The organism is Peribacillus acanthi (assembly GCF_003073175.1).
GTDB lineage: Bacteria > Bacillota > Bacilli > Bacillales > DSM-1321 > Bacillus_BN > Bacillus_BN acanthi.
On sequence record NZ_QBBX01000001.1, the window covers coordinates 128721 to 137628 of the forward strand.

Genomic DNA, 8908 nt, shown 5'->3' on the forward strand with positions numbered 1-8908 from the left:
CCGCAAAAGCAAAGGCTGCTTCCACGGGTACATCCACAGAAATACAACAAGATGACGTGCAACCATCTCCAAACCAGCCATTATTAGATAAATATATTAAAGTGATCGAAGACAATTTAGGAAAAGATATGTTGGAAGCTTCTTATATTAATAGACTTTCCAAGGATGTTCCGACTTTGGTAGCAAAGAAAGATACGTATTATAAAGTCGCTGAGTTCCTTAAATACAATGAGCAACTAGGTTTTGACTATCTTTCTAGCATTCACGGTACGGATTATGTCACTCATATGGAAGTGTACGTTCATTTATACTCCTACAAGCATAATCAACCTGTCGCATTAAAAGTGAAAATAGATCGTGAACAACCGGAGATTCCATCTCTTGCGCCACTATGGAAAGGGGCGAATTGGCCGGAAAGCGAGACCTATGATTTACTAGGGGTCCAATTTACCAATCATCCCGATTTAAAGAGAATTCTCTTAGGAGAAGAATGGATTGGATATCCATTACGCAAAGATTATCAGCCGTATGATGAAGAGGTGTAGCATATGATACGCACAGAAGAAATGCTCTTGAATGTAGGACCTCAGCATCCAAGTACTCACGGCGTGTTCCGACTGGTCATCAAAATTGACGGTGAAATTATCAAGGAAGCAACCCCTGTTGTAGGCTATCTGCATCGTGGAACTGAAAAGCTAGCAGAAAACCTACAATATACACAAATCATTCCTTATACAGACCGAATGGATTACTTGTCTGCCATGACGACTAACTATGTTTTATGTCATGCTGTAGAAACGATGATGGGATTGCAAGTTCCTGACCGTGCGGAATACTTACGTGTCATCTCGATGGAGTTGGGACGTGTAGCCAGTCACCTTGTTTGGTGGGGTACATACTTATTGGATATTGGGGCAATCAGTCCATTCCTATACGCATTCCGAGAAAGAGAAATGATCATTAACATGTTAAATGAGCTTTCCGGCGCCAGACTTACCTTCAACTACATGCGAGTCGGTGGAGTGAAATGGGATGCTCCTGAAGGTTGGATCCAAAAGGTCCGAGAATTTGTTCCATATATGAGAGAACAGCTGGCTGGATACCATGAACTAGTGACGGGTAACGAAATTTTCATGAAACGTTTAATTGGAGTAGGTACTTATTCGAAGGAAGATGCGTTGAACTATTCACTTAGCGGTGCGAACCTACGAAGCACTGGCGTGAAATGGGATTTACGAAAAGATGAGCCATACTCGATTTATGACCGTTTTGACTTTGATGTACCCGTTCGTAATGAAGGCGACGCATGGGCTCGTTACCATTGCCGACTTGGAGAAATAGAAGAGTCATTAAAAATCCTAGAGCAGGCTGTGGAGCAATTCCCGAGTGATGGAGACATCCTCGCTAAAGTTCCGAAAATCATTAAAGCGCCAGCTGGAGAGGCGTTTGTCCGAATCGAGTCACCTCGTGGGGAAATCGGTTGCTACATTTCTAGCGATGGAAAAAAAGAACCGTACCGATTGAAATTTAGAAGACCATCCTTCTACAATCTGCAGATCCTTCCAAAACTGTTGAAGGGGGAAAACATCGCTAACCTTATTACTATTCTAGGTGCGATCGACATTGTACTTGGGGAGGTTGACGGCTAATGATATCAGATTTATTGCATTCCTCAGCTGGCTTGATGAATTTCGCGATTTTTTTCTTGTTAGCCGTAGTTTTACTGTTGGTCGTACTTGGATTTGTAACGTATGCGATTTTAGCAGAAAGAAAAGTGATGGGTTTTATGCAAATTCGTCACGGTCCAAACCAAGTTGGAGGGAAATGGGGACTTTTACAAACGGTAGCTGACGTATTAAAGCTCCTTTTAAAAGAAGATGTCATTCCAAAAGCTGCAGACAAGCCACTGTTCATTTTGGCACCTGTCATAGCCTTTGCGCCAGCATTTATGGTATTAGCGACCATTCCTTTAACGGATAAATTACAATTTGCTGATATTGGAGTTGGATTGCTTTACTATATTGCAATCTCTGGTATAACAACAGTTGGGGTAGTCGCGGGTGGCTGGGCTTCGAATAATAAATATGCGTTGCTTGGTGGTATGCGTGCGGCAGCACAAATGATTTCATACGAGATTCCTCTTGTTATGTCCGTAATCGGTGTTATTTTAGTAGCTGGAAGCTTGAATTTGAATACTATCGTGGCAGCACAGGAAGACCTTTGGTTCATCATTATGCAGCCTATTGGTTTCATTATTTTTATCATTGCTTCTGTAGCAGAGTTAAACCGTACACCATTTGACTTACCAGAGGCAGAATCTGAACTAGTAGCTGGGTTCCATACTGAGTATTCCGGTTTCCGTTGGGCATTCTTCATGCTGGCTGAATATGTATACTTATTTGCAATGGCTTCTTTAACAACGGTATTATTCCTTGGAGGGTGGAATGCTCTTCCTTTCCTCGACTTCATACCGGGAGCTGTTTGGTTTGCATTGAAGTTCAGTGCGGTGGTTTTCGTTTTAATTTGGATTCGTGCAACATTCCCACGTTTACGTGCAGACCAACTGATGGAATTCGGGTGGAAAGTTCTCCTTCCTGTAGCTCTAGCAAATATATTCTTAACAGCATTAGTGAAAGAACTATTAAAGCTATGGTAATCTAACGTCTGTGGTAGATTGTCTAGTAGAACTTTGCTATCGACCGACTTATTAATAGTACAAAGCAAGGGGTGACAAAAATGTTTGGATTGGCTAAAGGATTGAAATATACCCTAAAAAACCTAACCCGTGAAAAAGTGACGTATAATTATCCAGATGAGCCGCTTCCGTTACCGGATCGATTCAGAGGAATACAAAAATTTTATCCGGAAAAATGTATTGTCTGCAACCAATGTTCAAACATTTGTCCAACGGATTGTATCAATTTAACTGGCAAAAAACATCCGGACCCTACAAAAAAAGGGAAGATTATTGACACATACGATATAAACTTTGAGATTTGTATTTTATGTGATTTATGTACAGAAGTTTGTCCGACCGAAGCCATTATTATGACGAACAACTTCGAACTGGCTGAGTACAGCAGAGATATGTTGTTTAAAAACCTGGAATGGCTGGATGAGAACGATACGAATATTAGGAAGGAGAATAAGGCATGAGCGGCGAGTTTTTAGCATTCATTTCTCTTTCTCTAGTAGCCGTATTAGGCGGGATTCTATTAATTAACCTTACAAAGGTCGTCCATATGGTAATTGCTTTAGTATTCACGTTCATCAGTGTTGCGGGTATCTACGTGATGCTGTCAGCGGAATTCGTTGCCGTGGTTCAAATCTTGATTTATTCAGGAGCGATCACCATCATCATGCTGTTTGGAATCATGCTCACGAAACATGATGATGAAAGTGTTGAAAAAACAGGCATGATTCGTAAGCTGCTTTTGATGTTGGGTATTGCTGGATTTGCTTTTGCTGTCTATATGGGGATTTATGATTTAGATATCCCGGCTCAACAAACAGCACTACATGAAAATAATACAGAACAAATCGGTGTGGCCCTGTATTCGAAATATGTGATTCCTTTTGAATTGACTTCGGTCATTTTATTGGTTGCGCTAGTGGGTGCGATAGTATTGGCGAAAAAGGATGAACCAGAGGAGGCGGATAAACAATGACATCTGTGCCACTTTCAGCATATCTGGTTCTTGCATTAATCCTTTTCTGTATCGGCTTATATGGAGCTTTGACAAAAAGAAATACAGTTATTGTCTTGATTTCTATCGAATTAATGTTGAATGCAGTAAACATTAACCTTGTAGCATTCAGTAAGTATGGCGTCACTCCTTCCATCACTGGTCAAATCTTCTCTTTATTTGCCATTACGGTGGCTGCTGCTGAAGCAGCGGTAGGATTGGCTATTTTAATTTCGTTATATCGAAACCGTAAAACGGTCAATATTGATGAAATGGACACGATGAAACACTAGGAAACTTATAAATAAAGAAAAATGTAAGAAGGCAAATGCCTTCGCACGATGAGAAGGGGATTTGATACGATGATGGAGAATGCATGGCTCATACCGTTTTTCCCGCTATTCTCGTTCCTGTTCCTTCTTCTATTCGGTAGAAGATTAAAAGAATCGAGTGCCTATATCGGTATACTTTTGACGCTCGTTTCTTTCATCTATTCACTGTTGGTGCTCATCGATCGTATATCGTCACCAACTTACAAAGCCGAAGCCACATGGCTAACAATAGGGGATGTACAATTAACAGCGGGTATTGAGGTAAATCAGTTAAATGCTTTAATGTTAGTGATCGTATCGCTAGTCAGCTTCCTTGTACATATGTATTCAAAAGGCTATATGCATGGCGACGAGCGATTCCATACGTTTTATGCTTATTTAGGATTATTTACTTTTGCAATGCTTGGTTTGGTCATATCACCAAATCTACTTCAACTTTATGTATTTTGGGAGCTAGTAGGTCTAGGCTCATTCTTACTTATCGGTTTCTATTTCTATAAAGAAGAAGCAAAAAAAGCGGCAAAGAAAGCTTTCATCATGACCAGGATTGGAGATGTTGGTCTTTTTATCGGCATGATCTTATTATTCTGGCAAGTTGGAAGCTTCGAATACGATGAAATTTTCCATGCTGTAGAAGCGGGAAGTATTTCGGCAACAATGATTACGTTGGCAAGTATTCTAATTTTTATTGGAGCAATCGGTAAGTCTGGTCAGTTCCCATTGCACACTTGGTTACCAGATGCGATGGAAGGTCCAACTCCGGTTTCGGCTTTGATCCACGCCGCTACAATGGTTGCAGCAGGTGTTTATTTAGTGGCGACGATGTTCCCATTATTCTCTGCGAGTGAAACAGCGATGATGACAGTAGCTATTATTGGTGCATTCACAGCCATTTTTGCAGCGAGCATTGGTTTAGTTCAAAAAGACATCAAACGTGTCCTAGCATTTTCGACGGTCAGTCAGCTTGGATATATGATGCTTGCCCTTGGTTCCGCAGGCTATGTAGCGGGTGTATTCCACTTAATGACCCACGCTTTCTTCAAGGCATTGCTGTTTTTGGCAGCAGGAAGCGTCATTCATGCTGTTCATACCCAGAACATTGATGAAATGGGAGGACTGTGGAAAAAACTACGTATTACCGGTCCATTGTTCCTAATCGGCACGTTAGCGATTTCTGGAGTTCCATTGTTCTCAGGGTTTTTCAGTAAGGATGAAATTTTGATTGCAGCTTGGGCACATGGAAACTACGCATTATTCTGGTTAGCGCTTGCCGCTGCATTTTTGACGGCATTTTATATGTTCCGTTTATTCTTCATGGTGTTTGCAGGAAGCTCAAGGGGCGAGGCATCACATGTTCATGAGTCACCAAGCATCATGACATTCCCGATGATCGTGTTGGGGGTTTTAGCTGTCATCAGTGGATATGTGAATACTCCATGGTTCGGAACATTTTTAGGAGATTGGCTAACGGAAGGAAATCATGCATTGGGTCACGGCCATATTGAAGGTCCAGCATGGATCATGATAGCAGCTACGTTGATTTCTTTAGCAGGCATTCTAATAGCTTACTTCATTTATGGTAAAAGAAGCATTTCATCAGATTGGCTTGGTGGCGAAGGATCGACAGCTTATAGTATTCTTTCAAACAAGTATTTCGTTGATGAATTGTATAATGTAACCATTGTTCCAGTGACAAAGGGGATATCATTATTTCTTGCCTTTATTGATAAGTTTTTAGTGGAAGGACTCATGAACACAGTGATTGTTTCCGTTAAGGGCATAGGTAAAATTGGATCCAAACTTCAAACGGGGCAAGTACAACTGTATGGAACAGTCGTTGTCCTAGGATTGGCCGTTTTATTAGTAGTTTACGCGTTGACAGGGGGGTACGTAAGATGAGCGACTGGCTATTAACGCTAATAGTCTTCTCCCCGTTAGTAGGGATAGTACTACTTTTATTTGTACCTAAAACAAGTGAAAAGACTATAAAAATCGTAGGGATTTTGGCTACCCTTCCTGCACTATTTTTGTCTCTATTCATTTATTTACAATTTCAGGCAGGAACTAGTCTTTCCGAGTTTTCAAACAAAGCGAATTGGTTCCGCTTTGGAAATTTAAAACAATATGACAGCAAGCTATTTGCGGTCGATTATGAACTAGCTCTAGACGGTTTTGCTTTAGTCATGTTGTTACTGACTTCTGTATTAGCTACTTTGGCTGCCATCGCTTCCATCCACATCAAAAAGGAATGGAAAGGCTACTTCATGCTGTTCCTAATGCTACAGATTGGTATGCTAGGGGTCTTTACAGCTCAAAACCTAATACTATTTTTCTTCTTCTTTGAGATTACGCTCATCCCGATGTTCTTCTTAATCGGAAAATGGGGATATCTTGAAAAGGAAAAAGCGGCATACAGCTTCTTAATCTATAACGGACTTGGTTCAGCCATTTTATTAATCGTCATCATGATTTTATTTGCTCGTGCTGGTACTACTAATATCGAAGCATTAAAATACATCATGACGGTCGGAGGAGTCCCACTCATCGCACCGATTTCAGAGGCAATGAAATATACATTATTGATTGCCTTGTTAGTGGCATTTGGAATCAAACTTCCCATTTTCCCACTACACACGTGGATGTTAAAGGTTCACGTTCAGGCACCACCTTCCATCGTTATGTTGCATGCTGGTGTACTATTAAAAATCGGAGCTTTTGGTCTCATTCGATTTGGAATAGGGATATTTCCAGAGCAATTTAAAGAGATTGCTATTTTCATAGCGATTCTAGGTGTTATTAACCTTTTATATGGGGCGTTTTTAGCTCTGATCCAGACCGATTTCAAAATGGTCCTAGCCTATTCTTCGATTTCACATATGGGAATCGTCCTGATCGGTTTAGGGGCATTGAATGAAGCCGGCATACAAGGTGCCATCTTCCAAGTCGTGTCTCACGGATTAATTGCAGCACTTCTGTTCTTCTTAGTAGGAGTGATGTATGAGCGTGTAAACACTTCCCAATTGGGAGACCTAGGTGGACTGGCAAAAGTTATGCCTTTAACAGCCGGCTTCTTGCTAGCAGCTTCGATGGCCTCACTTGGTTTACCGGGTATGTCTGGATTCATAAGTGAGTTTATGGCTTTCTTAGGACTATTTAAAGTGGAGCCAATCATCGCAGCCATCGGTACCATCGGAATCATCTTAACAGCGGTTTATGTTTTACGAGCGGTTCTCGGCATTACATTCGGAGCAGCTAAGAAATCATATAGCGAATCTCTTACGGATATCAAAGGTGCAGAGTTCGCGCCAGTTCTGGTTTTATTAGCATTAATCGTTTTAATCGGCGTATATCCAAGCGTGCTTACAGTACCATTGGAGTCAACGCTTGAAGCTATCTTAGTAGGGTTAGGAGGGTGATGAAGGATGGATTTGGAAACCTTGCTTTCTTTTAACTGGGGAGTCATGATGCCAGAATTCATCATCCTCGGTGTGGCAACATTACTGACACTATTGGACCTATTTATGCCAAAATCATCGAGTCGACGTCCACTTGCATGGGTCGCTCTAGTCGGAATTCTAATCGCACTAGTTTCATTGGTTGGCTTATTCAATGTAGAAGCAACGTCGATTTTGAATGATACATATCGACTGGATTCATTCGCTAAGGCATTCAAATTAATCTTCCTTGTGGGAGCGGCCATGGTCATACTGTTGGCCGAAAGCTTTCAACCGGCAGAAGGAATGAAGGAATACCGCGGAGAGTTCTATTATCTATTCCTGGCAGCTTTATTAGGTGCCATGATGATGGCCTCCAGTGGAGATATGATTACTCTGTTCGTTGGTTTGGAATTATTGTCGATTTCGTCTTACATCCTAGCGGGGATGAGAAAAAATCATTTGGCTTCCAACGAGTCTGCCATGAAATATGTCATTAACGGTGGTATTTCTACGGCGATTACATTGTTTGGAATGAGCTATTTATATGGATTGACGGGAACAACGAACCTTAAAGAAATGAGCGGAATCATGTCCCAAATCTTTGATGGACAATTCCAATACTTGTTTGGCCTAGCGTTCTTTATGATTGTGGTCGGATTGTCCTTCAAGCTGGCAACTGCTCCATTCCATATGTGGGCACCAGACGTATACCAAGGAGCACCAACACCAGTTACTGCTTTCTTGAGTGTCGTCTCAAAGGCAGCGGGCTTCGTCATCTTGCTTCGTATCATGATAACGTTGTTCATGGCCGCACCAGGTGACGAAATCGGTGCACTGACCTTTATCGAAAAAAATAAAGACTATATCGGTTTCCTTGCAGCGATTACTATGATTGTTGGGAATGTTGTGGCGTTAAAGCAAACCAATATTAAACGCTTACTAGCCTATTCAAGTATTGCCCATGCGGGGTATCTACTTGTTGCTATCGCAACGTTAGGTTACTTTACCTTTGATGCAATCTGGTTCTATCTAGTCGCCTATGTATTCATGAATCTCGGTGCATTTGCGGTCGTACAATACATGTCAGACAAAACAGGATCTGAAGAGATTTCAGTTTTCGCAGGCTTGTATCAACGCTCACCTTTACTTGCAATCATGATGGGGATTTATATTCTTTCTCTTGCAGGCATTCCAGGTACGGCAGGATTTATCGGTAAACTGAACATTTTCATGGGTACCTTTGCAGTCGAGCCTGGTCATTACGTACTAGCAGGAATCATGATTGCGGTTACCGTTGTATCGTATTTCTATTATTTTGGGATTTTAACGCAAGTTTTCTTCCGTCCCGCACACTATTTGGCGATGACAGAAAAAGTGAAGATCCCAGTGAGTTTATTGGTCGTATTACTCGTTTGTGCGGTAGGAACAATCGGATTTGGTGTCGCACCAGGCG

9 protein-coding genes are annotated in these 8908 nt (G+C 41.4%); all 9 read left to right on the forward strand.

The window, feature by feature from the left end; translation table 11 throughout:
• Positions 1-545: NADH-quinone oxidoreductase subunit C (locus DBX25_RS21000; protein ID WP_240620097.1), on the forward strand; the 545-nt coding region annotated here is incomplete at its 5' end.
• A 3-nt stretch (positions 546-548) separates the two neighbouring features.
• Complete coding sequence (locus DBX25_RS00730) at positions 549-1649, forward strand: NADH-quinone oxidoreductase subunit D (protein ID WP_108668866.1); 1101 nt, start codon at positions 549-551, stop codon at positions 1647-1649.
• The gene (gene nuoH / locus DBX25_RS00735; protein ID WP_108668867.1) at positions 1649-2656 is read left to right on the forward strand and encodes an NADH-quinone oxidoreductase subunit NuoH; all 1008 of its coding nucleotides are present in this window, start codon (positions 1649-1651) and stop codon (positions 2654-2656) included. Before DBX25_RS00730 ends, nuoH begins: the two co-directional genes overlap by 1 nt.
• An 80-nt stretch (positions 2657-2736) precedes the next feature.
• Entirely contained in the window at positions 2737-3156 is a 420-nt protein-coding gene (gene nuoI / locus DBX25_RS00740; protein WP_108668868.1) for an NADH-quinone oxidoreductase subunit NuoI, read from the forward strand.
• Complete coding sequence (locus DBX25_RS00745) at positions 3153-3668, forward strand: NADH-quinone oxidoreductase subunit J (RefSeq protein WP_108668869.1); 516 nt, start codon at positions 3153-3155, stop codon at positions 3666-3668. Before nuoI ends, DBX25_RS00745 begins: the two co-directional genes overlap by 4 nt.
• On the forward strand, positions 3665-3979 hold the full coding sequence (nuoK, locus tag DBX25_RS00750; RefSeq protein WP_108668870.1) for an NADH-quinone oxidoreductase subunit NuoK: 315 nt from the start codon (positions 3665-3667) through the stop codon (positions 3977-3979). Before DBX25_RS00745 ends, nuoK begins: the two co-directional genes overlap by 4 nt.
• Positions 3980-4048: 69 nt before the next feature.
• Positions 4049-5917 (forward strand): NADH-quinone oxidoreductase subunit L, encoded by a 1869-nt coding sequence (nuoL, locus tag DBX25_RS00755; protein ID WP_108668871.1) that lies wholly within the window; start codon positions 4049-4051, stop codon positions 5915-5917.
• A complete protein-coding gene (locus tag DBX25_RS00760; protein ID WP_108668872.1) occupies positions 5914-7434 on the forward strand; it encodes an NADH-quinone oxidoreductase subunit M in 1521 nt (506 codons plus the stop codon). Before nuoL ends, DBX25_RS00760 begins: the two co-directional genes overlap by 4 nt.
• Before the next feature lie 6 nt (positions 7435-7440).
• On the forward strand, positions 7441-8908 hold a 1468-nt coding region (gene nuoN / locus DBX25_RS00765), incomplete at its 3' end, for an NADH-quinone oxidoreductase subunit NuoN (RefSeq protein WP_108669047.1).

What these genes read in the sequence shown, in the direction of transcription:
- DBX25_RS00730 (WP_108668866.1), top strand. Translation starts at nt 549, where the DNA reads ATGATACGCACAGAAGAAATGCTCTTGAATGTAGGACCTCAGCATCCA.
- nuoH (WP_108668867.1), top strand. Translation starts at nt 1,649, where the DNA reads ATGATATCAGATTTATTGCATTCCTCAGCTGGCTTGATGAATTTCGCG.
- nuoI (WP_108668868.1), top strand. Translation starts at nt 2,737, where the DNA reads ATGTTTGGATTGGCTAAAGGATTGAAATATACCCTAAAAAACCTAACC.
- DBX25_RS00745 (WP_108668869.1), top strand. Translation starts at nt 3,153, where the DNA reads ATGAGCGGCGAGTTTTTAGCATTCATTTCTCTTTCTCTAGTAGCCGTA.
- nuoK (WP_108668870.1), top strand. Translation starts at nt 3,665, where the DNA reads ATGACATCTGTGCCACTTTCAGCATATCTGGTTCTTGCATTAATCCTT.
- nuoL (WP_108668871.1), top strand. Translation starts at nt 4,049, where the DNA reads ATGATGGAGAATGCATGGCTCATACCGTTTTTCCCGCTATTCTCGTTC.
- DBX25_RS00760 (WP_108668872.1), top strand. Translation starts at nt 5,914, where the DNA reads ATGAGCGACTGGCTATTAACGCTAATAGTCTTCTCCCCGTTAGTAGGG.